The organism is Streptomyces sp. NPDC020192 (assembly GCF_044388685.1).
GTDB lineage: Bacteria > Actinomycetota > Actinomycetes > Streptomycetales > Streptomycetaceae > Streptomyces.
This window is the reverse complement of sequence record NZ_JBIRXG010000032.1, coordinates 46,155-65,800: the sequence shown is the minus strand read 5'-3', so window position 1 is coordinate 65,800 and position 19,646 is coordinate 46,155. Positions and strand designations below refer to the sequence as shown.

General features: G+C 69.3%; 22 protein-coding genes and 2 pseudogenes. 14 read left to right on the top strand and 10 right to left on the bottom strand.

Annotated elements, in window-relative coordinates; genetic code table 11:
- Positions 1–21 precede the first annotated feature (21 nt).
- Positions 22–294: a hypothetical protein gene (locus tag ACH47Z_RS39190; protein ID WP_399082760.1), complete on the top strand. Its 273-nt coding sequence runs from the start codon at positions 22–24 to the stop codon at positions 292–294.
- Positions 295–330: 36 nt separating this feature from the next.
- Entirely contained in the window at positions 331–840 is a 510-nt protein-coding gene (locus ACH47Z_RS39185; RefSeq protein WP_399082813.1) for a transposase, read from the top strand.
- Here the strand turns inward: ACH47Z_RS39185 and ACH47Z_RS39180 are convergent.
- The gene (locus tag ACH47Z_RS39180; protein ID WP_399082757.1) at positions 827–1,711 is read right to left on the bottom strand and encodes an SDR family oxidoreductase; all 885 of its coding nucleotides are present in this window, start codon (positions 1,709–1,711) and stop codon (positions 827–829) included. The genes ACH47Z_RS39185 and ACH47Z_RS39180 overlap by 14 nt on opposite strands.
- Positions 1,712–1,823: 112 nt before the next feature.
- Between ACH47Z_RS39180 and ACH47Z_RS39175 the strand changes: the two genes are divergently transcribed.
- Together ACH47Z_RS39175 and ACH47Z_RS39170 are read left to right on the top strand one after the other, a co-directional pair.
- Entirely contained in the window at positions 1,824–2,396 is a 573-nt protein-coding gene (locus ACH47Z_RS39175) for a TetR/AcrR family transcriptional regulator (protein WP_399082754.1), read from the top strand.
- 15 nt (positions 2,397–2,411) lie between these two features.
- A complete protein-coding gene (locus ACH47Z_RS39170) occupies positions 2,412–3,131 on the top strand; it encodes a hypothetical protein (RefSeq protein ID WP_399082751.1) in 720 nt (239 codons plus the stop codon).
- Positions 3,132–3,503: 372 nt separating this feature from the next.
- Here ACH47Z_RS39170 and ACH47Z_RS39165 read toward each other — a convergent pair whose 3' ends face one another.
- The 3 genes and pseudogenes from ACH47Z_RS39165 to ACH47Z_RS39155 form a co-directional block, all read right to left on the bottom strand.
- Positions 3,504–5,051, bottom strand: a complete 1,548-nt coding sequence (locus ACH47Z_RS39165; protein WP_399082748.1) for an FMN-binding glutamate synthase family protein — start codon at positions 5,049–5,051, stop codon at positions 3,504–3,506.
- Positions 5,052–5,475: 424 nt separating this feature from the next.
- Positions 5,476–5,795, bottom strand: a pseudogene (gene tpg / locus ACH47Z_RS39160) (telomere-protecting terminal protein Tpg); the annotation flags it as partial.
- A 220-nt stretch (positions 5,796–6,015) separates the two neighbouring features.
- Positions 6,016–8,064, bottom strand: a complete 2,049-nt coding sequence (locus tag ACH47Z_RS39155; protein ID WP_399082745.1) for a spermidine synthase — start codon at positions 8,062–8,064, stop codon at positions 6,016–6,018.
- A 574-nt stretch (positions 8,065–8,638) separates the two neighbouring features.
- On the opposite strand from ACH47Z_RS39155, the gene ACH47Z_RS39150 reads away from it, so the two are divergent.
- From ACH47Z_RS39150 to ACH47Z_RS39140, 3 genes are all read left to right on the top strand, one after another.
- Entirely contained in the window at positions 8,639–9,754 is a 1,116-nt protein-coding gene (locus ACH47Z_RS39150; RefSeq protein ID WP_399082742.1) for an alpha/beta hydrolase family protein, read from the top strand.
- Between the two features lie 414 nt (positions 9,755–10,168).
- Positions 10,169–10,561 carry a peptidoglycan-binding protein gene (locus ACH47Z_RS39145; protein ID WP_399082739.1) on the top strand — a complete coding sequence of 131 codons (393 nt, stop codon included), beginning with the start codon at positions 10,169–10,171 and terminating at the stop codon, positions 10,559–10,561.
- 78 nt (positions 10,562–10,639) lie between these two features.
- Positions 10,640–11,098 carry a DUF2690 domain-containing protein gene (locus ACH47Z_RS39140; RefSeq protein ID WP_399082737.1) on the top strand — a complete coding sequence of 153 codons (459 nt, stop codon included), beginning with the start codon at positions 10,640–10,642 and terminating at the stop codon, positions 11,096–11,098.
- A 333-nt stretch (positions 11,099–11,431) separates the two neighbouring features.
- Here the strand turns inward: ACH47Z_RS39140 and mihF are convergent, their stop codons facing one another.
- Positions 11,432–11,749 (bottom strand): integration host factor, actinobacterial type, encoded by a 318-nt coding sequence (mihF, locus tag ACH47Z_RS39135; protein ID WP_399082734.1) that lies wholly within the window; start codon positions 11,747–11,749, stop codon positions 11,432–11,434.
- Positions 11,750–12,099: 350 nt separating this feature from the next.
- On the opposite strand from mihF, the gene ACH47Z_RS39130 reads away from it, so the two are divergent.
- Both ACH47Z_RS39130 and ACH47Z_RS39125 read left to right on the top strand, forming a co-directional pair.
- Positions 12,100–12,240 carry a hypothetical protein gene (locus tag ACH47Z_RS39130; RefSeq protein ID WP_399082732.1) on the top strand — a complete coding sequence of 47 codons (141 nt, stop codon included), beginning with the start codon at positions 12,100–12,102 and terminating at the stop codon, positions 12,238–12,240.
- Between the two features lie 126 nt (positions 12,241–12,366).
- Positions 12,367–12,618, top strand: a complete 252-nt coding sequence (locus ACH47Z_RS39125; protein ID WP_399082729.1) for a hypothetical protein — start codon at positions 12,367–12,369, stop codon at positions 12,616–12,618.
- Positions 12,619–12,787: 169 nt separating this feature from the next.
- On the opposite strand, the gene ACH47Z_RS39120 is transcribed toward ACH47Z_RS39125, so the two are convergent.
- Positions 12,788–13,003, bottom strand: coding sequence for an e9imm peptide (locus ACH47Z_RS39120; RefSeq protein WP_399082727.1), 216 nt, complete (start codon positions 13,001–13,003; stop codon positions 12,788–12,790).
- Positions 13,004–13,371: 368 nt separating this feature from the next.
- Here ACH47Z_RS39120 and ACH47Z_RS39115 point away from each other — a divergent pair, with 368 nt between their 5' ends.
- Positions 13,372–13,869: a GNAT family N-acetyltransferase gene (locus ACH47Z_RS39115; RefSeq protein ID WP_399082724.1), complete on the top strand. Its 498-nt coding sequence runs from the start codon at positions 13,372–13,374 to the stop codon at positions 13,867–13,869.
- A gap of 54 nt (positions 13,870–13,923) precedes the next feature.
- On the opposite strand, the gene ACH47Z_RS39110 is transcribed toward ACH47Z_RS39115, so the two are convergent.
- Together ACH47Z_RS39110 and ACH47Z_RS39105 are read right to left on the bottom strand one after the other, a co-directional pair.
- Complete coding sequence (locus ACH47Z_RS39110) at positions 13,924–14,214, bottom strand: hypothetical protein (protein WP_399082721.1); 291 nt, start codon at positions 14,212–14,214, stop codon at positions 13,924–13,926.
- 590 nt (positions 14,215–14,804) lie between these two features.
- On the bottom strand, positions 14,805–15,167 hold the full coding sequence (locus ACH47Z_RS39105; protein ID WP_399082718.1) for a DUF1304 domain-containing protein: 363 nt from the start codon (positions 15,165–15,167) through the stop codon (positions 14,805–14,807).
- A 306-nt stretch (positions 15,168–15,473) separates the two neighbouring features.
- On the opposite strand from ACH47Z_RS39105, the gene ACH47Z_RS39100 reads away from it, so the two are divergent.
- The 4 genes from ACH47Z_RS39100 to ACH47Z_RS39085 all read left to right on the top strand — a co-directional run bounded on the left by ACH47Z_RS39100 (position 15,474) and on the right by ACH47Z_RS39085 (position 18,547).
- The gene (locus tag ACH47Z_RS39100) at positions 15,474–16,448 is read left to right on the top strand and encodes a GlxA family transcriptional regulator (RefSeq protein WP_399082715.1); all 975 of its coding nucleotides are present in this window, start codon (positions 15,474–15,476) and stop codon (positions 16,446–16,448) included.
- Between the two features lie 102 nt (positions 16,449–16,550).
- Positions 16,551–17,246, top strand: coding sequence for an MBL fold metallo-hydrolase (locus tag ACH47Z_RS39095; protein ID WP_399082712.1), 696 nt, complete (start codon positions 16,551–16,553; stop codon positions 17,244–17,246).
- A gap of 22 nt (positions 17,247–17,268) precedes the next feature.
- Positions 17,269–17,712 (top strand): hypothetical protein, encoded by a 444-nt coding sequence (locus ACH47Z_RS39090; protein WP_399082710.1) that lies wholly within the window; start codon positions 17,269–17,271, stop codon positions 17,710–17,712.
- Positions 17,713–17,884: 172 nt separating this feature from the next.
- Complete coding sequence (locus tag ACH47Z_RS39085) at positions 17,885–18,547, top strand: class I SAM-dependent methyltransferase (RefSeq protein WP_399082707.1); 663 nt, start codon at positions 17,885–17,887, stop codon at positions 18,545–18,547.
- Positions 18,548–18,947: 400 nt separating this feature from the next.
- Here the strand turns inward: ACH47Z_RS39085 and ACH47Z_RS39080 are convergent, their stop codons facing one another.
- Both ACH47Z_RS39080 and ACH47Z_RS39075 read right to left on the bottom strand, forming a co-directional pair.
- On the bottom strand, positions 18,948–19,379 hold the full coding sequence (locus ACH47Z_RS39080) for a hypothetical protein (RefSeq protein WP_399082704.1): 432 nt from the start codon (positions 19,377–19,379) through the stop codon (positions 18,948–18,950).
- A 39-nt stretch (positions 19,380–19,418) separates the two neighbouring features.
- Positions 19,419–19,472, bottom strand: a pseudogene (locus ACH47Z_RS39075) (hypothetical protein); the annotation flags it as partial.
- Positions 19,473–19,646 lie beyond the last annotated feature (174 nt).

Sequence of the window (19,646 nt, the reverse complement as noted above, 5' to 3'; positions counted from 1 at the left end):
ACCCGCCTGGCGCGTCGCGGATTGCTGCCCGCCGAGCACCTGGTCGACGGCGGCTACACCTCCCTGGTCCACCTGGAACGAGCCGAGCGCGAACACCAGGTCACCGTCAGTGGCCCGCTGCCGGGCAACCCCACCCGCCAACACCGCAGGAACGAAGGCTTCGACCGGGACGACTTCCACATCGGCTTCGACCGCCGACAGGTCACCTGCCCCCGAGGCCAGGTCAGCCAGGGCTGGCGCGGCCCCTACCCGACCTCGTCGCCCACTGCCGCACCCCTGATCGTGGCGCGTTAACCAAGGCCAGTGCCAGCCGTGTCCGGACCGCCCTCGATGCTCCCGCGAGAGCGCCCGCAACGTGGGCTTTACCCGCGAGAACTCCGCGACCTGCAAGCTCGCGTCCGCAGCGAGCAGCAGACATTCGAGTGGAAGGCCCGCCACGCGGTCCGCTCCGGAGTGGAGGGCACCATCAATGAGTTCGCCCACGGACACGGCATGCGCCGCTGCCGTTACCGAGGACAGCCGAAAGCCCACCTTCAGCATGTACTCACAGCGATCGCCGTGAACAACGAGCGCCTCAGCGGCCTGACACCGGTCGAGGAACCGCCCTCGCCGCGACCACCGACTGCCTTCCAGTCCCTCCTGGACCAGCACGAGATCCCCCCGGTCAAAGTCCTGGCGAACCCTCAGCAGTCGACCTCAGCCACCAAGATCGCCGACAGAGTCAAACTCAGGCGCTGTCCGGCCGATCAAGTGGCGGGGCCGCGGAGCCCCTTGTCAGCCCAGCCGGTGTACGAACCGCCGACTGGGTTGGTGGGGCGGGTCGGTGTCAGCTGGTGGTGAAGTAGTGGCCCTCTTCGAGGTCGGCAACCAGGCCGGGGTGGACCGGCTCCCAGTCCAGCAACTGCCTGGTGTCCGCGTTTGACATCGTGATGTCGAGCGTGATGAACGGGAAGCCCTTGAAGTGGTCCGCGGCCTGCTCGGCGGGGATGCTCACGGCCGGGACGTTCAGGTGGCGGCCGATGATCTCGGCGATCTCGCGCACCGTGATGCCCTCCTCGGTCGCGGCGTACATCTGGGATCCGGTCGGGGCCTTGTCCAGCGCGAGCCGGAAGAGGCGGCCGACGTCCAGGGTGTGACCGGCAGCCCAGTGGTTGGCGCCGTCGCCGACGTAGCCGGACACGCCGGAGTCGCGGGCGATCTTGATCAGCCTGGGGATGAAGCCATGCCGGTCCCGCGTGCTGTGGGTGACCGGCGGGACCGCGACCAGCATGGCCCGCACGCCCTGCTCGGTGAATCCGGCGATCGCGCGCGCGACGGCGGAGCGGGGGTTGGCGTCGATCGCCGCATCCCGCTTCGCGTCGCCGGTGTGTGTCAGGCCGACGCCGATGAGGGTCCTGCCCGTGCCGGCCAGCGCGTCGCCGAGTGCCCGCACCACGGCCAGGTCGGCGGTCGCCGCCGCGGCGAAGTCCTGGCGGGATATGGCGTCATGGTTGAACGCGAGGTGGATGACCGCGTCCGCGTCAGCCGCGGCCAGGCGCAGACCGTCCAGGTCGGCGATGTCGCCGCGTCGCACCTCGGCGCCCATGGCCTTTACGGCGACGGCCGAGGTGTCGGACCGTGCCAGGCCGACGACCTCGTGTCCGGCCTGGATCAGTTCGGGCACCACGGCCGATCCGATGTGGCCGCCGGCGCCGGTGACGAATACACGCATGAGGAGCCCTCCTGAATGGAGCACCCCGCCCGAACGGAGCGAAGTGATGTGACTTAGTACCGTCACCATAGCCAAAGTGACGGCACCAAGTCACATCACTTAGGCTGTCCCCATGGCTCGATGGGAACCGAACGCGCGGGAACGGCTGGTGCGCGCCGCACTCGACCTGTTCACCGAACAGGGCTACGACGCCACCACCGTCAACGAGATCGCCGACCGCGCCGGGCTGACCAAGACGACCTTCTTCCGACACTTCCCCGACAAACGGGAAGTGCTCTTCGCCGGCCAGGACACGCACGCTCGACTCCTCGCCGACGCGATCACCGAGGCGCCCAGCCCGGCCACGCCACTGCAAGCGGTCGGCGCGGCCCTCGACGCCATCACGGCCACCTTCACGGACGACCGCCGCGAGTTCAGCGCCAAGCTCCGCTCGGTCACCGCCGGCAACAGCGAACTGCAGGAGCGCGCCGCCTTCAAGCGCAGCGGACTGGCCAAGGCCATGGCAGACGCACTCCACAAGCGCGGCATATCGGAACCGACCGCGGGTCTCGCCGCCGAACTCGGCATCCGCGCCTTCTACCACGCCTTCGACCAATGGGCCGATCCAACCAACCGGCAGACGCTCGCCGAACTCGCACGCCACGCACTCGGCGAACTCCGATCCGCGACAGCTGCGCTCGGCTAGGAAGCGTATCGAGTCGTGATCAACGAGGGCCGGGGGCGGTGGCTCGACGCGCTGGCCCGGGCCCTGCGCCTGGACGAGGTCGAGTACGCGCATCTGCGCGACCTCGCCGCACCCACCACGCGGCACCGCGCCGCGAACCCGCGCACCCCCCAGCGCCCCGATCCCGGGCTGGTGCGGCTGATGCACACGCTCGACCACGTCCCGGTGCTGCTCCTCGGCCATCGCGGCGAGGTCCTGGCCCGCAACGCCCTGCTGGCGGAGGCACTGGGCCGACCACTGGAGCCGGGGACGTCACTCGTCCGCTTCATGTTCCAGGACCCGGTCGCCCGCGAGCGGATCGTGAACTGGGCGGACTTCGCATCGGCCACCGTCGCCGCGATGCGCCGGGAGATCGCCCGCCGCACCGATGACAACCGACTCGCGGTGCCCATGGACGAGTTGCGCACCACCGACTGCGACGTCGCCCGGTGGTGGGACGACCATGCCGTCGGCGACTACACGCCCATGACCAAACGCCTCCAGCACCCCACAGCCGGCCCGATGTCCTTCAATATCGAGCAATATCGAGTTCGTCTGCGCACCCCACGAGCCGGACCAGCGGCTCATCGTCTCCACGACCGAGACCGACTCCCCCACCGCCCGTGTCCTGCCGCTCCTGGCCGGCTGGACCGCAGCACCCGCCGAGCAGCGGGGCGCGCAAACGATGGAGAGGGATGCGTTTGTCGTGAGCGGTGAGTACCGGTTGGACGCTTCCCCCTATCGTCCAACTGCCGGCCGACCAGACCTCGCGCGCGCTGCTGGAAGCGATCTCCAGCGAGAGGGCGCTCACCGGCTTCGACAGGGTCCAGTACCGCCGCCGCAGTGCTGTCGAGCGGTGCGTCAGCAAGTGGAAGCAGTACCGGGCGGCGGCCAGCCGATACGACAAACGCGACTACATCTTCAACGGCACCCTGGCCGTTGCAGCGATCGCGATCGTCATCCGGCTCCGAGACATCGTCCAAGAGCCATCAGAAACGACTAGGTCCTGGGCTCCGTTGGGGAGCCGTGCTGACTGCTTGTCGTCCCGCATCCGCGGGGGTGGTTCTCCGACCGGCCTCGTGATCATCGTCATCGGGATGTCGTCTCCTGGACGGCGGGCGGCTTGGTGGCGAGCAGTGCCGTGATCTCTTCGGCGAGGTGCGGGCCGAGCTCGCCCCATCCGTCCTTGTAGCCGTAGACGCCGGCCAGGGTGCGGGCCTCGTAGTCGCCGTTCATGATCTCGATGTCTTCGGCCGTGATGAGTGCCGGGTGGGCGACGCCGACGGCCGCCGAAACCTTGATCAGCTCCTTGCGCAGGGTGCGCAGGTAGACAGCGGCCCGCGTGGCCTTCGAGGTCGGGTCGAGGCCACGGGCCAGCCACGGGTTCTGGGTGGCGATGCCGGTGGGGCACCTGTCGGTGTGGCACTTCTGCGACTGGATGCAGCCGATGGACAGCATCGCCTCACGGGCCACGTTGATCATGTCGGCACCCAGCGCGAAGGCGACGGCGGCGTTCTCGGGCAGGCCGAGCTTGCCGGAGCCGATGAAGGTCAGGTCGTCGGTCAGCCCCAGCTCGGCGAAGGTGCCGTAGACCCGGGAGAAGCCCATCCGGAACGGCAGCGACACCGAGTCGGTGAAGATCAGCGGCGCCGCCCCGGTGCCGCCCTCACCGCCGTCGACGGTCACGAAGTCGACACCACGGTCACCACGCGCCATCAGCGTGGCCAGCTCCTGCCAGAAGCCCATCTCTCCCACCGCGCTCTTGACCCCGACCGGCAGACCGGTCTCGGTGGCGAGCAACTCCACGAAGTCGAGCATCGAGTCGACGTCGCTGAACGCGGTGTGCCGTGACGGGGAGGCGCAGTCCTTGCCGACCGGGATGCCGCGGATCCCGGCGATCTCCGCGGTCACCTTCGCGCCCGGCAGCATCCCGCCCAGCCCTGGCTTGGCCCCCTGGGAGAGCTTGATCTCTATTGCCTTGACCGGGGCGCCGGCGACCACGTTCTTGAGCTTGTCGAGGTTGAAGCTGCCGTCCTCGTTGCGGCAGCCGAAGTACGCCGTACCGATCTGAAGGACGAGGTCGCCGCCGTTGCGGTGGTACGGCGACAGGCCGCCCTCGCCCGTGTTGTGCATCGTGCCCGCCAGTGCCGCCCCCTTGTTGAGCGCCGTGATGGCCGCGCCGGAGAGCGATCCGAAGCTCATCGCCGAGATGTTCACCACGCTCGCCGGTCGGAACGCCTTGGCGCGTCCGCGCGGCCCGCCCAGCACTTTGGCCGAGGGCAGTGGGGACTGCGGGTCGTGCACGTCGGGCAGAGTGCCGGCGAACGTGCGCTGCTTCAGATAGGCGTGCCCCTGCACGTGCTCGACGTCGACGTCGGTCCCGAATCCGAAGTAGTTGTTCTCCTCCTTCGCCGACGCATAGATCCAGGAACGCTGGTCCCGGCTGAACGGGCGCTCCTCCTCGTTGGACGTCACGATGTACTGCCGCAACTCCGGCCCGATCGTCTCCAACAGGTACCGGGCGTGCCCGATCACCGGGAAGTTTCGGAGCAGTGCGTGCCTCTTCTGGATGAGGTCGCGGGCAGCCAGAAGCGCCACTGCTGTTGCGGCGGCCGCGCCGATCCTCCGGGCGTGCATGAACGTTCCTCCTCGATGCACGACTCCATCGCCATGCGGTGGAGTCGTTGTGTCGTGTTGGGCGTTGGTCGGCGGGCACCGCCACGCGGGCGTCAGCGTCCGTCGAGGAATGCGAAATGATATTAAGAGGCCGCGCGGACAGGCATGTGGTCAGGGGGCTGGTCCAGGTTCGGCTTCGCGCCGGCGGGAGACGATGGGTTGGGGAAGCGGGTGCGGACGCGGTCGGGTTGGTGTCGCCTGTGAACTGTCCCTTGAGTCAGGTCGATGCCGCACCGCGACCGGCCACCGAGACCGGGGGCTGGCGCAGCGCGGCGTTCCGCCCGACTTGCCGTCGATCTACGGGGCGGCACCGCGGAACCGGCCCGGACAGCAGCCCCGAGGCCGCGCAAGATCACCTCCCGGATCATGCGCGACCGTAATCGGCTCACCGTCCAGGAGGTCGAGAAAGCCGCGCGCGGGTGTTGTTGGCGCGGAAGTACATCTGCGCGAGGCCCTCGGCCGCGATGTGTTGGAGCTGCTGCTCGGTGGCGCCGGCGTCGCGGGCGGCGAAGAGGCGGTCCGCGAAGACGGGCGGCAGGGCTTGGGTGATGTCGCGGATCCGGGCGTCGTCGGTCGTGTCCGGCGCGGCGGTGGACCCGAAGCGGGCACGCGCGTGGACGACCAGGCCGCCGGTGGAGGCCGCCTGCTTCTTGGCCTTCGCCCTGACCGTGGCTGCCACCGGCACTTGACCTCGCGCTCTCCGCGGCTGAGTCCGGCGAGGCGGTGGGCGCGGCGTGGGCCGAGGCCCGGCGGCACCACACGTCTCTACCTAGCAGCGGCCTCAAAGGCTGACGCCTGATCGAGGGCGAGCCATCCTCTGCACTCCGCCACAATCATCGCCTCTCGGCCGGCAGGAGCGGAAATACCGACGCCGGCCCCCACCGTCCCCGCGAAGTATCAGCACTCACGCCAACCTGATCAAGCTCTACTGCCTGTTGAGGGCCGCCGTCTCGTCCGGCACCGGCTGTGCCGACGCGCCCGCCCCGCGCACGGCGAACCGCATGGCGACGCACGCCCCCAGGTACAGCAGGGCGACGACCAGCAGCAGCGCCTGATAACCCGTCACCAGCGCCAGATACTCCAGCGCGCCCCCGGCCAGCGCGCCCAGCAGATTCGCGCCGAACGCGGACGTCGGGTCCGCGGCGAGCGCGAGGCGGTCCGAGAAGATGAGGTTGGCGCAGAAGATGGGGGCGAAGGCCAGGGCGATGGCGGCGGCGAGCCGGCCGGCGAAGGGCAGCGAGAGCACGGCGTGCGCCGGGACGAGCCAGGCTGCCGCAAGGGTGCCGAAGAGCAGGAGCTGCAGCGGCAGCTGGCTGACCCGCCGCAGCCGGCGTCGGACCTCGACCGCCGCGAGGACGGCGAACAGGACGCCGATGAAGACCAGGGCGTTGACCAGCCAGGTCGTACCGAAGTAGAGCGCGAAGCCGATCACGTTCTTCGTTTCGAGCAGCATGAAGGCCGCGCCCATCAGGAACATGTCGGTGTAGCGGACCGTGTTTCGGATCCGGACCCCGGTCAGGCGCACCGCCAGGAGCGTCACCAGCAGGATCGCGCCCAGCGCGCCCAGGTAGAGCGTGGGAATGTCCCGGTGGAGCAGATACGGGAAAGGGTGGTCATCGCTCGCGGCCGCCGGGACCGCGCCGCTGGGCTGCCAGATCCGCCCGCACGACTGGTCGGCGGCTGTCATCCCGGCCACCAGCACGGCCGCGTTCTTGCCGAACGTCGTCACACAGGGGGCGTGGCCGTAGACGCCATCGAGGGAGCCGGCGAAGCGGTCGACCAGCCAGCTCGTCCGGTAATAGTTGTACATGGCGAACGCGCCGTGGGGCGCCAGGTGATCGCGCGCGGCCTCGAACGCCTGCTGGGTGAACAGGTAGCTCTCCAGGCGCAGATTGCTCGCCCCGGCCACCAGCGTCAGCGAGTCCGGCAGCGCCAGGACGACCAGGTCATACGTGGCATTCGTCCGCTCCAGGAAAGCCCGCCCGTCGTTGATGTGGACGTGCACCCGGGGGTCGTCGTACGGCTTCGCGGGGTGCAGCTGTGCGCCGATCTGCTGCAGCCGGGGATCGATCTCGACCGCGTCCACGCGCTGCGCTCCGTGCGCCAGCGCGACCGCAACGTCATTGCCGTTGCCGGCCCCGATGACCAGCACGCGCTTGTGCGGGTTGCCGGGCGTCCGGTCGTACGGCTGCCGATAGGGCGAGTTCTTCCGCATCAGCACCCGGAGCGGCGCGATGCTCTGGTGCGGGACACCGTTGGCGGAGATGCGGTACCCCCCGGTGGTGGACGTCACGGGCATGAGCTGGATCTTGTAGTAGGGCGACCAGGAGATACCGGCCGTCGTCGTCTCCACGAACAGCGCGGCAACCATCGCCGTCAGGGGGATGCCGTACCGCAGGGTGCTGCGCCGTCCGCCGAGGATCAGCAGGGCCGCGGCGGCGAGTACGCCCCACACGACCGAGGGAGCGCGGAGCCACGACAGCAGGGCGAAGGACACCGACCCGGTGATGCTGCCGAGCAGGTCGTACCGGTAGGCGTCGAGAGAGGGAAGCCGGCGGAAGAGATCGGCGGCGATCTTGCCGATCGCGGCCATGATCACCGCGGTGAGCAGGAAGATGGCCGGCAGCGTCACCCACTCGGGGAAGCCGGTGGTCTTCACTGCGGTGAAGTAGATGACCTGGCCGCTGCTCTGACGCACCTGCACCGGAAACTCGCGTACCAGAATGACGAGAAGCGCGAGCGGAACCGGTGCCCAGCGTGTGAGCCACTGCCCGCGCGCGGCGGGGATCAGGAACCCGATGCCGATACCCAGGAACGACCCCAGCAGGATGAAGTTCGAAAAGTAGCTGAGGTGGACGACGTTGGCGCCCGCCCATCTGATCAGCGCCAGCTCAACGAAGAGCATGGTGGCGCTGGCCAGCAGAAGCCTCCAGCGCACCCAGCGGTCGGTTTGCCCGGTTTCGATCAGCTTCACATGCAATTACGCTGCCATCGTCGGCGCGGCGAGTCGAGGCGACTTGCCGATTTTTATGACGATATCACCAGATTCAGAGAGGTCTTGCGGACCCCGGGCCTCGACAAAGTGACGTGATGTCCGTTTTCTAGCCATGCGAGCCCGGGTGGCGCGAGGAGTCAGGCAACCATGCCGCGGGCGGCGTTGCCGGTGCGCACCGAATCTGCAGAGCGTGAATCAGCCGCGGCCACCGACAGCGGAAGCCCGTCGAGACGTGGCTTCGCCGCGATCGGAGCAAGCGCGGCGGGCGCCTCGGATGGCGGATCTCCACAGGCGCGTTGATGGACAGTGGTGCCAGGGTGAGGCAGAACACGTTCGCTGGAAGGGGTCTCTACCCGTGCGGATCCAGAGCCTGCTCCGCCTCCTGCTGACTCGCGCCGGCAGAGTGCCGCGCCACCGTCAGGCAGGCCGTCTGTGCGCCGCCGTGTTCGCCGCCGCGCTCACTGCGGTGGGAGGCGGCTGTACCTTCCCACCCCAGGTGGACATCAATGGGACTGTTGACACCTCGGACCGGCACATACCGTCGGGAGTGACCATGGTGGGCCACACCTACCAGGTGCCCGATCCGCTGCCGGCCGCAGTGCCGGGCTCGCTGATCGCCTCGACGGACCACGGCCCCGATGCGCGACTGGAGGGCGCGCGGCGCTGGACGGTGCTCTATCACTCCACCAACGCCCGCGGTGCGGACATTCCGGTCAGTGGCACGGTGCTGCTGCCACCCGGGCCCGCGCCCAGGGGCGGTTGGCCGGTAGTGTCCTGGGCACACGGAACGACCGGCGTGGCCGATGCCTGCGCGCCCTCCCAATCGGCGAATCTGGGCTCGGACGCCTTCGCTCAGGAGCTTCGCGCCTTCCTTCACGCCGGGTACGTGGTCGCTGCCTCGGACTACCCCGGGCTGGGCACCCCTGCGGTGCACACCTACCTGGTCGGCGCCGACGAGGGCAACGCCGTCGCCGACATCGTCACCGCGGCCGGCCGGCTCGTGCCCGGCCTGTCGCCGGTGTGGTTCGCGGTGGGGCATTCACAAGGGGGCCAGGCCGCGCTGTTCGCCGCTCACGCCAGGCGTCCGACGGATACGCAGCGCCTCGGCGCGGTGGTCGCCGTCGCGCCGGCCAGCCACCTGGAGGCGATGCTCGCCGGGGTGAAAACCTCTCACGTGCCCAGCGAGCTGTCCTTCGCGTTCTACTCCCTGGCGGGACTGGCCGCCCTCGACCCCTCGGTGAATCTGCGTTCGCTGTTGGGCCCCACGGCCGCAGCGACCGCCTCCCACGTCCTCGCCGACTGCGTGACGGACAGCGACCCCGTACTCAACGGCGTGGACACCGAGCGGATGCTGCCGCTGAGCGCGGAGCAGTTGCGGCAGATGGGCGAGCGGATGGGCGCCTACGGCGACCCGGACCGCTCCGCCGTGCCCGTCCCCACGCTGGTCATCCAGGGCAAGGCCGACCAGGACGTGCCGCCCGCCTGGACCGACGCGGTCGTCGCACACCTTCGTCGCCTGGGCTCATCCGCCCTCCTCTACCGCACCTACCCTGGTGCGGGCCACAACCAGGTCCTGGGCCAGTCCGTCTGCGACGTCCTGGCCTTCCTCCATGCCCACGGCGGGGCCCGGTCCGACGCATGCACCACCACGCGTACCGCCGCGAGATGAACCCTTCTGCCGCCACCGGCTTCGGCAGCCAAGGTCCTTGAGGGTGCTGGCCCACGCGCCTCCTACGAAGATCGCCACGGCTGCTGCGGCGCCGATGAGAGCGGCCCATATCGTCGAATCCACGGCTGAGCACTCCGCCACTCAGGCACCCGTGACGGCGTAGTCGGCTCGTCACGGTCCGGCAACATGGCGGCACGCTCCGGGCACAACCGCCACTGTGAGCGCACGTGATCCAGCACCACCAAGGGGGGTCTTCCTGGGACGTCCCTGGGATTGTTCCGGGACGTCCAGCTCAGCCGCCGTCGGCGCCTCCGGGACGCCCCTGGGACGGCGCACGCGTCCCTGGGACGCCGCTGCGCCGGGCCACGATGACGGGGCACCGTTCAGTCGTTCGACCCGAGGAGCCCCGTCGTCATGCGCCGTTCCCGCACCGCCAAGAGCCTCACCGCACTCGCCCTCGCGGCGGCCGCCGCCGGCACCCTGCTCACCGCCTCGCCCGCACAGGCCGGGGACTACCTGAGCTCCTGCATCAGCACGGTCGGCTCGCGGACCTCGCCGAACGGCTGGAGCATCCCGGCGCGGAACTTCGCGTACGGGTCGTCGGGTGTCTGCGTCAAGGAGATCCAGTTCGACGTCTCCTCGATCATCGGCATCGACCCCGCTGACGCGAACAACTTCGTCGACGGCCAGTGGGGCCCGGTCACCGACAAGTACGTGCGCCGATTCCAGAGCGCGGCCGGCCTGGACGTCGACGGCGTCGTCGGCCCGCTGACCTGGCAGGCCCTGGTCGCCGGCACGACGGACTGACGGCCCTTCCCCGTCCGTCCCGAGCCCGCCCCTCCCAGTTCTTTCCCGCCTTTCAACCGGATACAGGTGACCCTCCGCATGAGAATTCCCGCCACCGCAGCCAAGATCCTCACCGTGGGTGCCGCTTCCGCGGCCCTGGTCGTCGGCCTCACGGGCAGCGCCAGCGCCGACACCTACGCCTACGACCACGAGGACCCGATCTCCTCCGGCTGTGCCGACACCGCCACCACCGCCCGATCGACCGCGATCTACGTCAACAGCACGCAGGTCGGCACCATCGAACTGCGCTACAGCACCGCCTGCCGGACGGTCTGGGCCCGCGTGCGGTCCACGGGGCCGTACGGCGACGCGACGGTGACGCGCACGAAGGACTGGGAGTGGGACAGGTGCACCTCCCTCTCGTACAACTCCTCCATGGGGCAGTACACCTGCTACACGCCCATGCTGAACGACGCGGACATGCAGTCGTACGCGGCGGGATCGGCTTCGATGTCCAACGGCTACCGCTCGAACGACTACAGCACCAGCGCGTACTGATCCGCCGAGCGATGCGGCGAACGCCATGGTCCACACCCACGGGGGCACGCCCGGGATCGCGGCCTCCGTCGCGCTGGATGCGCCGAGGCTGTAGGGGGACCGGGGCGGGTCCGTCACGGAATTTTCCTCCTGCCCCGGAGACTGATGCCAGCCGTCCAACATCCAACGCGCGGGCCGAAGCCGGGTCTTGGGCCCGGGGCGTGCCCTTCCGGGGCTGGCTGCGTTGGAGACGACGGCACGTGCTCCCTCCGGCCCCGGCGCCGGAACTCGTGTGGTGACGGCCCTGCCCCTGCCCGGCGTCAGGGCCGTCGCCATGTGCCGGAGCACCGCCGGTCAACCCTTGGGCGTGAACCGTTCGAGAAGGCGCTCCCGCTGCTGGATGCCCAGACCCTGGATGCGGCGGCTGTCGGAGATCCCTATCTCGGCGATGAGCTTCTGCGCCCGCACCTTGCCGATGTCGGGGAGCGATTCGAGCAGGGCGCGGACGGGCATCTTGCGGATGGCCTCGGAGTCGCTGGCCAGCACCTCGTGCAGCGACTTCCTGCCGTGCTTGAGGGCGTCCTTCACCTCGGCCCGCTCCTTGCGCGCGGCAGTGGCCTTGGCGAGCGCGGCCCGGCGCTGATCGGGACTGAGCGGAGGCAGAGGAGCCATGAGGGGGTCCTAACGGTTGTACGACGCCAACGATCCCATCATGTCCCCGGCCAGGGGCTTTGACCAGCACTTATGAGGGCTCAAGAGGTTCTCCTCGCTCCTTGGCCCAGGTCTTCAGGACGGTTTCCCGCCCGTCGCGGCTTCGCCGGACCGTAGGCACGCCTCGCCGCTGGCTCGGGCTCTGGTCCCGTCTGCACCGCGACTTCGACAGCACCGACCCCACCGCGAAGTGAACCGCCCGCACCAGCTGGGCACTGCTGACCGGGGCAACCTGCCTGGTGCTGGGCCGTGCAGCCACCTGGGCATCCCGGACTGCGGGCGCATCCCCGACGCTGACAGCGTGGCTTGCCGTGTGGCTCCTGGTCGCCGTGTTCACCGTCGCGCTGATCGCGGTCGGTGCCGGACCGGGCCGCACCCATCGGCCAGCACTGACCGCACTCATCATCGTGACCGGCGTCGTCCTGCTGGCGGCGCTGTCCTGGCCGTCCTGACACCGGCCCAGTACAACGCCGGCAGGCTCCGCACCTCAGGAAGCTCGGCCGGCACTCCTCAGTGCAGGATGTCGTTGGGGCCGGTGGTGGAGGTCGGCTCGCACACGGTGGAGATGCCGTTTCCAAATGGGCGCCTTTGACCCAGGAACCCAGCAGATCACGGTGCAAGGCCACGATGTCCTGGCGCAGCGCCAAACCCAGCGCGGCCTTCGTGAACGTGCGGGCGGTTGTGGCGAACAACGCGACATCAGCGCCGTGTTCGGGGCGGGCCGTGCCGACGAACTTCTGCATGTCCTGCGAGGACACACTCCGGTGCGGCGCATACCCGCGTTCCGGCTCGGCAGCTGGACCACCGGCAGCCTGCCCTGGCTGGCCTGAAGGCCCCCGTTGCCGGCAATATGTCGGCGCAGGACTCCGCTTTGGCCTCGGCTTCCCGGGGCCCTCCGTCCCGCACGGGCGCCAGAGCGCATCCTCGGCCTGAACTGCGGCTGGGCGTCGACGCCCAGGGGTCCTGATCTGGCTCCCGGGCGGCGCGCGGGGTGAAGTGCTACAGCGCGAAAGGCCGATAGGCGAGGGCCTGATCGACCACCTCCGCCGCGGTCGGCTCCGGCCCTCTCGGCCAGAAGATCAAGCCATTGACATATCCGGTCGGGCAGCCGAAAGCTCTGTCGAGCTTCTCCAGCAGAACTCGGTCATCCGCCTCGTCGGAGCAACCACCGTTCATGATCTCCTGCACCAGCGCGATGGCCGCATCCCGATCCATCACCAGCGCTCTGGACGGGCCACACGCACGAAGTCCCGGTACTCCTCCTGAGCCATACCCCGGTTGACCCAGCGATCTCGAACAGCTCCCCTTCGAGCCGCCGCGATGGCGATAGCGTCCGCGGACGTGTGGAGAACTACCCTGAACCCAGGGTGAGCCGGCACGACCTCAACCCAGCGGACACCGCGGGCCTCGGTATCACCCGCGGGGCCGAGGAACTGTTCGACGGCGGCCTGGCCGCGACCCAAGGCCCCGAGGGCGAAGGAGTCCTCCAGGAAGCGCACCTGGACAATCTAGTGGCTCGTCTCGGATGGTTAACCCGCTAATCGGTCGCGCCGGGGCAGCTTGCGCTGGTTACGCTGCCCGGCATGAATGCCGTGATCGAAGTTCTGGCGCCTTCTGACGTAGACCGCTTGGAACGCGTCTGGAAGCAGTTGCTGGTCCATCACAGCCGGACGGCGGGACACCTGACGAGTCTTGGCGCGGTTCGCCCACCCGAGGACTCATGGCGGTTGCGGCGTGAGCAGTATCTCGAATGGCTGCAAGAACCGCTCACTGCGGTGCTGGTCGCCCGGGACGGGGATCGCCTGCTTGGCTACGCGGTCGTGCGCGTCGTCGACGCTCCGGGATCGTGGAAGTGGGGGGACCAGGTCGGTGTGCTGGAAACCCTCGTGGTCGATGATGAGGCTCGCGGCGCCGGTGTTGGGCAGGCCCTCCTCGGTACCGTGCGCGAGCGTCTCGTGGAGTTGGGTATCCAGGTCATGAAGATCTCCGTCATCGCGGGCAACGAGGGCGCCGTTCGCTTCTACCAGCGCGAAGGCGCCGTCGACTTCGTGAGGACGCTGGTCATGCCCGTCTCGGGGTGACGGCGGACGGGGTCGGTGCGCGACAACGAAGCCGACTCATCGGCAGGGGACTGCTCACGCGGCTTTGGCCGGGTACTGGGTCCAGGAGCGGATGGGTGAGTCGGGTGCGAAGCCGGTCTTCGGTTCGGCGTGGCCGTTGCGCCAGCGCACGTAGGCGTTGATGGCCGCGTTCTGCTCGTCGTGGCTTTTATGGTCGGTGCCGTTAAGGGCGACCGCCGGCGTCGCCGGCCTGAGCCGTGCGGCCTGGGTTCGCCGTGCTGTCTCGCGTGCGCTGCCCGAGAGCTTCGAAGGCCCCGTCGGGCCCGACCAGATGCTGCGCTTCCTCCGCGGCTCCGAGACGGACAAGGGTGCCGACACCACCGGCCCCGAGGCCGCGGGTGTGTACGTAGACAACGAGACCGCACGGCTCCCTGAACGGGATTCCGCTGATTTCCGGCCGCTGGGACTTGGACCTCGGTTCCGTCCGCCCGCAGAACGACGCCCTCCGCCTCGGCATAGGCGAACAGATCCTCCATGGTCCGGATAAGGATTCCGGGCCGGTCGGGAACGGCGAACCCGCGGTCCGCGAGCAGGGCTCGCGCATCGCGGTGGAGACGGTGGAACGGTCCACCTGGTACAGCTCGGCCAGCGCCGTGTGCGGCCTGGTGCCGCAGGCAGATCAGCGTGAGCAGCAGCCGGTCGGTGAAGACGAGCTTCGGCTTGCGTCCCGCACCGGCCGCCCGCTTGCGGGCGCCAGCACGGCGTACGGCACGGCCGGACTCCTGGGCCGGCCTCCCACCGCGGAGCCAGCTCGAAGATGAGCTCCGCGAAATGTTGGCGAGAGATCCCGGTGAAGGAGGATGGGACAGGGCGGCACGATTCAGGACGTTCACACCGTCCGATCGTGCCGCCGGCCACTGACATCCTGTCAGTCCCGCAGCTTTGTCGGGCATCCCTCAGCGGGCAGCCAGCACCAGCGACAGACCGATCAGCGCCGGAACGGTCTGCACGAAGAGGATTTTCCGGCTGGCCGTGGCGGCGCCGTACGCACCGGCCACCGCCACGCACGCGAGGAAGAACACCTTCGCCTGGAAGCCCACCGGGTCGGACGCCACCACGCCCCACACCAACCCAGCAGCGAGGAAGCCGTTGTACAGCCCTTGGTTGGCCGCGAGCGCCTTCGTCTCGGAGGCGAACCCGACGCTGGTCCCAAAGGCGGCCCGGGCCCTTGGACCGGTCCACAGAAACATCTCCAGGACCAGGATATAGACGTGGAGCGCGGCGATGAGCAGTACCACGGCGGTTGCAATGATCGACATAGACAACAGCCTCACACACCAATCCGCATACCCCAGCTCAGCTGCGTACCGCGCACCAGCACGCCGACGCGCAGCACCCCCGCCCAATTCCCCCCAAAGTCGTCATCAGGATGCTCTCCAGGTGGCCGAGGGTCTGTCAAACGAACGGCCCTGTCGCACATTCGGTGATGACGGAGAGTCGTGAGGGTCGTTGATCTGAGACGCCCGCTGTTCGGTGACTGTGCGGGCCCGGTCACTGCTCTCGGTGGCCTGACGTGACAGATCCTGGTCATTGCGGCCATTCCAGCCCAGCGGAATGATCAGGGCATGCCCCAACCGCACCGCGTCGTGATCGTCGCCTTCCCCGGCATCGAACTGCTGGACGCCACCGGACCGGCCGAGGTGTTCTCCGTCGCCTCCAAGGTCGGAGGAGCTGACCGGCCCGGCTACCTCGTGCGGATCGCGACGCCCGACGGCGCCCCGGTGACCACCTCCAGCGGCGTGCGGCTGATGGCAGACCTGGCCCTCGACGACGTGGCCGGCCCGATCGACACCCTGCTGGTATCGGGGGCGATCGAGCTCGTCGAGGGCGGCGTGGAGCCGGTGATCGACCACGAGGTCACCGCGTGGCTGCGCCATGCGGCACCACGGGCCCGGCGGACCGGGTCAATCTGCGCGGGGGCGCACCTGCTGGCCGCCGCGGGGCTGCTGGACGGCCGACCCGCCACGACCCACTGGCTCACCGCGGGCCGGCTGGCCACCGAGCACCCAGGCGTCCGGGTCGATCCCGATCCGATCTTCATCCGGGACGGGCGGGTGTGGACCTGCGCCGGGGCCACCTCGGGGATGGACATGGCGCTGGCCATGGTCGCAGAGGACCACGGCCAGGACCTCGCCCTCGCGACTGCCCGGATGATAGTGATGTACGTCAAACGCTCCGGCGGGCAGAGCCAGTTCAGCGTGCCGCTGTCCGTCCGAAGCTCCTCGGACGACCGGATCGACGAGCTGCGCAGGTGGATCGCCGAACACCTCACCGAGGACCTGTCCCTCGAAGCCCTCGCGGCCCGCACCCACCTGAGCACGCGTCACTTCACCCGGCTGTTCCACCAGCGCACCTCCACGACACCGGCCGCCTACGTGGAGGCAGCCAGGCTGGAGGCCGCCCGGCGACTGCTGGAGGACAGCGACCGGAGCCTGCCGGAGGTCGCCGCCGCCAGCGGCCTGGGCTCCGTGGAAACGCTGCACCGCGTCTTCCGGCGGCGGCTGGGCATCACCCCGGCCGAGTACCGCCGCCGCTTCTGACCCCCCAACCCGCACCGCCTGCCGGGCGCCACCGCGCTCGCGCACGGCCGAGCTTCGCCATGCCCGCACGCGGCATCGACCATCACACTTCGGAGGAAAACCATGTCCCGCACGAAGGTCGTCCCGATCCCGGTCATGGGCCGGCACAACATCAACGCCTACCTGCTGCTCGGCCGCCGACCGGTCATCGTCGACGCCGGAACTCCCGGCAGCGGCCAGAAGATCCTCGCCCAGGTCACCGCCCACGGCGTCGACCCCACCGACGTCTCACTGATCGTCATCACCCACGGCCACATCGACCACTTCGGCTCCGCCGCGGAACTGCACCGGCTCACCGGCGCGCCCCTCGCCGGCCACATCGCCGACCTCGCACCATACAGCTCGGGCCTGGTCCGCGAACCCTACCTGCCCACCGGCCCGATGGGCCGCCTCATGGCCCCCAACCGCAGCCTCCACGTCCGGGCCGAGCCGTTCGAGCCCGCAGTGCTCATCCGCGGCGAGACGAGCCTGGAGGCCTTCGACCTCGCGGCACGCATCATGCCCACCCCCGGCCACACCGCCGGTTCGGTCTCCGTCCTCACCGACGCCGGCGACCTCGTCGCCGGCGACCTGATCGCAGGATCCTTCATGGGACTCGTCACTAGCAGGCCCGCCAACCCGCCCTTCCACGACGACCCCCGGCAGAACCTCGCCAGTCTCCGCGAGATGCTCGCCCTCAACCCCACCCGCCTCCACATCGGCCACGGCACCCCGCTGGATCCCGACCGGGTACGGCGGAGATCCGATCCGGCTCGGTGACCTGCCGGTCGACCGGTGCGGCATGGTCCTCGGGGACGCCCGGGCCCTTGACTCGTTCGTCGGACTGCCGGGCGAGTCGATCGACGGACCCGCCGACGTCACGTACTGGGGGAAGTACGAGGGCGACGCCCACGCCCGTTTCGGCGGCGAACGGGCACCCCAGTACGACGGGCAGGGGCCCTACGGGTGGCTCGGCCTGCCCCTGCACGAAGCCCACGAACTCGCCGGCCGGCTCCAGAACTGGCTGTCGGAAGGACCCCGCAGCGGCTTGGTGGTCTCCGTGGACGCACACACCCACTTCCACCTGCTCGACCGGGCCGGGCAGACCCACCCCCTGCTCGCCGGGCAGATCGAGATCGACGGAGGCCAGGTCCTGGGCCTGGGCTGGGACCAGGGCGACCACTCCACAGGCCGGATAGGCCGAAAGCACCGCCTCGCAAAGTGCGGTGCACCGCAACAGCGCTGACCAGCAAGCTCTAAGCGATCACTCGCACACTACGGCGCTCCGTCACAGATGCCGTGACTGGCAGCTGTGACTGAGCGCGACAGTTGGCCATTGCGGGCTTCGGTCGGCCAGTAACGTGCTCGGCAGCGTCCGTGGGCGCGCGGCAGCGAGCTGACCTGGTAGGAGAGGATCTGTGACGGAGGAGAGGGACCTGGGCGAGGCCCAGCGTGCGCACTGGCAGGACATGTACGCCGCTCATCCGGGGATGTACGGCGAGCATCCGTCTGCGCCCGCCGTCCACGCCGCCCGCGTGTTCCACACGGCCGAGGCAAGGGATGTACTGGAACTCGGTGCCGGCCATGGCCGCGATGCCCTCTTCCTCGCCCGCGAGGGCTTCACCGTGCAGGCCACCGACTTCAGCGCCACCGGCCTTGAGCAGCTGCGTGCCGCCGCTCGGGCCCAAGGCGTCGCCGAGCGGGTGACGACCCTCATGCACGATGTCCGTGACCCGCTGCCCCTGCCGGACGCCTCGGTGGACGCGGTCTTCGCGCACATGCTGCTGTGCATGGCGCTGTCCACCTCGGAGATCCACACCCTTGTCGGCGAGGTGCGCCGCGTCCTGCGACCGGGGGGAGTGTTCGTCTACACGGTGCGGCACACCGGCGACGCCCACTACGGCGCCGGCACCAATCACGGCGACGCCGTCTGGGAGCGCGGAGGCTTCGCCGTGCACTTCTTCCCTCGCGGCCTGGTCAACGGGCTCGCCGAAGGATGGGCCCTGCAAGACGTCTTCGCCTTCGAGGAGGGAGACCTCCCCCGCCGCCTGTGGCGCATCACCCAGACGCTCCCCCGGTGAGCTCGGGGCTGACCAACTGGTCTGCCCAGTCATAAGCATCTTGAGACTGAGCAGCTCAGCGTCAGAGTTGGCCTGCGGGTGCGCGCACCAGCCTTGGGCAGGTCCCGGTTGGCTGAATCCCTATCGGCGGGCGGCCGCGAGGCTGTCGGCGAGGCGGAGCAGGTCCGGGCCGAGGGGGCGTCGGCGCTCCAGACCGCTTCGAAGGAGATCTGGACTTCGCGACCCTCGTCCATCAGCGGCCGGTGGGGCACGTCGGGGGAGGTGAGCTTGGAGCGCGGGACCATGGCCGAGCCCAGGCCCAGCTTGGTCCAGTCCCCCAGGACTTGGTAGCCGGCAGCCTCTCCCGGATAGGTGCACAGGGGCATCTCGTGTGCCTGGAAGAGCTGCGTGGTGAAGGTGGTCAGGCCGCAGGTGTCCGGTACGGGGATGAACTGCTCCTTGCCGGCCTCTTCGAGTTCGAGCGGAGCCGCATCCGACGAATCGGGACTGACGACGAGACGATGGGTTCGACGTCGATGACTCGGTGCTCGAAGCGCGGCATCGCAGCCACCGCCGGGATCAGGATGATGTCGAGCTGCCCGGCCAGCAGGCATTCGCGCAGGTCCTGCATGTTCGCCTCGCGCAGCACGAGGTCGCGGGGCGCTGGAAGGTCCTGCACCTTGCCGAACGCCTGGGCGATCAGGTGGGCGCCGATCAGGGGTGAGACGCCCACGCGGATCTTCTGTTCGCCGGGTCCGGTCAGCCGTCTGGCCTCCGCCGCGACCGCGTCGAGCGCGATCAGAGCGCTCTCGATCAGGGGAAGGATCCGGGTCCCGAACGCCGTCTGGGTCACCCCGCGCGGCGACCGGTCGAAGAGCCTGCCGCCGAGGCGCTCTTCCAGCTTGGCGATGCCGTTGGACAGGGCGGGCTGGGTGACGCCGTAAGCGCGTGCGGCGGCACTGAACGACTTGGTCTCGGCGACCGCCTGCGCGTACCGGAGCCTCTTCGAGGTTCAGGCGATCGATCATAGCCATGCCTTATCGCTCCATTCACTGATGTCCCCTATCGTGCCGGTCTTGCCCTGCCTACGGTCGGGGTCCTGCTGATTCAGCATCCAGCG

What these genes read in the sequence shown, in the direction of transcription:
- ACH47Z_RS39150 (WP_399082742.1), top strand. Translation starts at nt 8,639, where the DNA reads ATGGTGGGCCACACCTACCAGGTGCCCGATCCGCTGCCGGCCGCAGTG.
- ACH47Z_RS39180 (WP_399082757.1), bottom strand. Translation starts at nt 1,711, where the DNA reads ATGCGTGTATTCGTCACCGGCGCCGGCGGCCACATCGGATCGGCCGTG.
- ACH47Z_RS39145 (WP_399082739.1), top strand. Translation starts at nt 10,169, where the DNA reads ATGCGCCGTTCCCGCACCGCCAAGAGCCTCACCGCACTCGCCCTCGCG.
- ACH47Z_RS39090 (WP_399082710.1), top strand. Translation starts at nt 17,269, where the DNA reads ATGGTCCTCGGGGACGCCCGGGCCCTTGACTCGTTCGTCGGACTGCCG.
- ACH47Z_RS39115 (WP_399082724.1), top strand. Translation starts at nt 13,372, where the DNA reads ATGAATGCCGTGATCGAAGTTCTGGCGCCTTCTGACGTAGACCGCTTG.
- ACH47Z_RS39185 (WP_399082813.1), top strand. Translation starts at nt 331, where the DNA reads ATGCTCCCGCGAGAGCGCCCGCAACGTGGGCTTTACCCGCGAGAACTC.
- ACH47Z_RS39095 (WP_399082712.1), top strand. Translation starts at nt 16,551, where the DNA reads ATGTCCCGCACGAAGGTCGTCCCGATCCCGGTCATGGGCCGGCACAAC.
- ACH47Z_RS39165 (WP_399082748.1), bottom strand. Translation starts at nt 5,051, where the DNA reads ATGCACGCCCGGAGGATCGGCGCGGCCGCCGCAACAGCAGTGGCGCTT.
- ACH47Z_RS39105 (WP_399082718.1), bottom strand. Translation starts at nt 15,167, where the DNA reads ATGTCGATCATTGCAACCGCCGTGGTACTGCTCATCGCCGCGCTCCAC.
- ACH47Z_RS39140 (WP_399082737.1), top strand. Translation starts at nt 10,640, where the DNA reads ATGAGAATTCCCGCCACCGCAGCCAAGATCCTCACCGTGGGTGCCGCT.
- ACH47Z_RS39175 (WP_399082754.1), top strand. Translation starts at nt 1,824, where the DNA reads ATGGCTCGATGGGAACCGAACGCGCGGGAACGGCTGGTGCGCGCCGCA.
- ACH47Z_RS39120 (WP_399082727.1), bottom strand. Translation starts at nt 13,003, where the DNA reads ATGGATCGGGATGCGGCCATCGCGCTGGTGCAGGAGATCATGAACGGT.
- ACH47Z_RS39100 (WP_399082715.1), top strand. Translation starts at nt 15,474, where the DNA reads ATGCCCCAACCGCACCGCGTCGTGATCGTCGCCTTCCCCGGCATCGAA.
- mihF (WP_399082734.1), bottom strand. Translation starts at nt 11,749, where the DNA reads ATGGCTCCTCTGCCTCCGCTCAGTCCCGATCAGCGCCGGGCCGCGCTC.
- ACH47Z_RS39125 (WP_399082729.1), top strand. Translation starts at nt 12,367, where the DNA reads ATGGGCGCCTTTGACCCAGGAACCCAGCAGATCACGGTGCAAGGCCAC.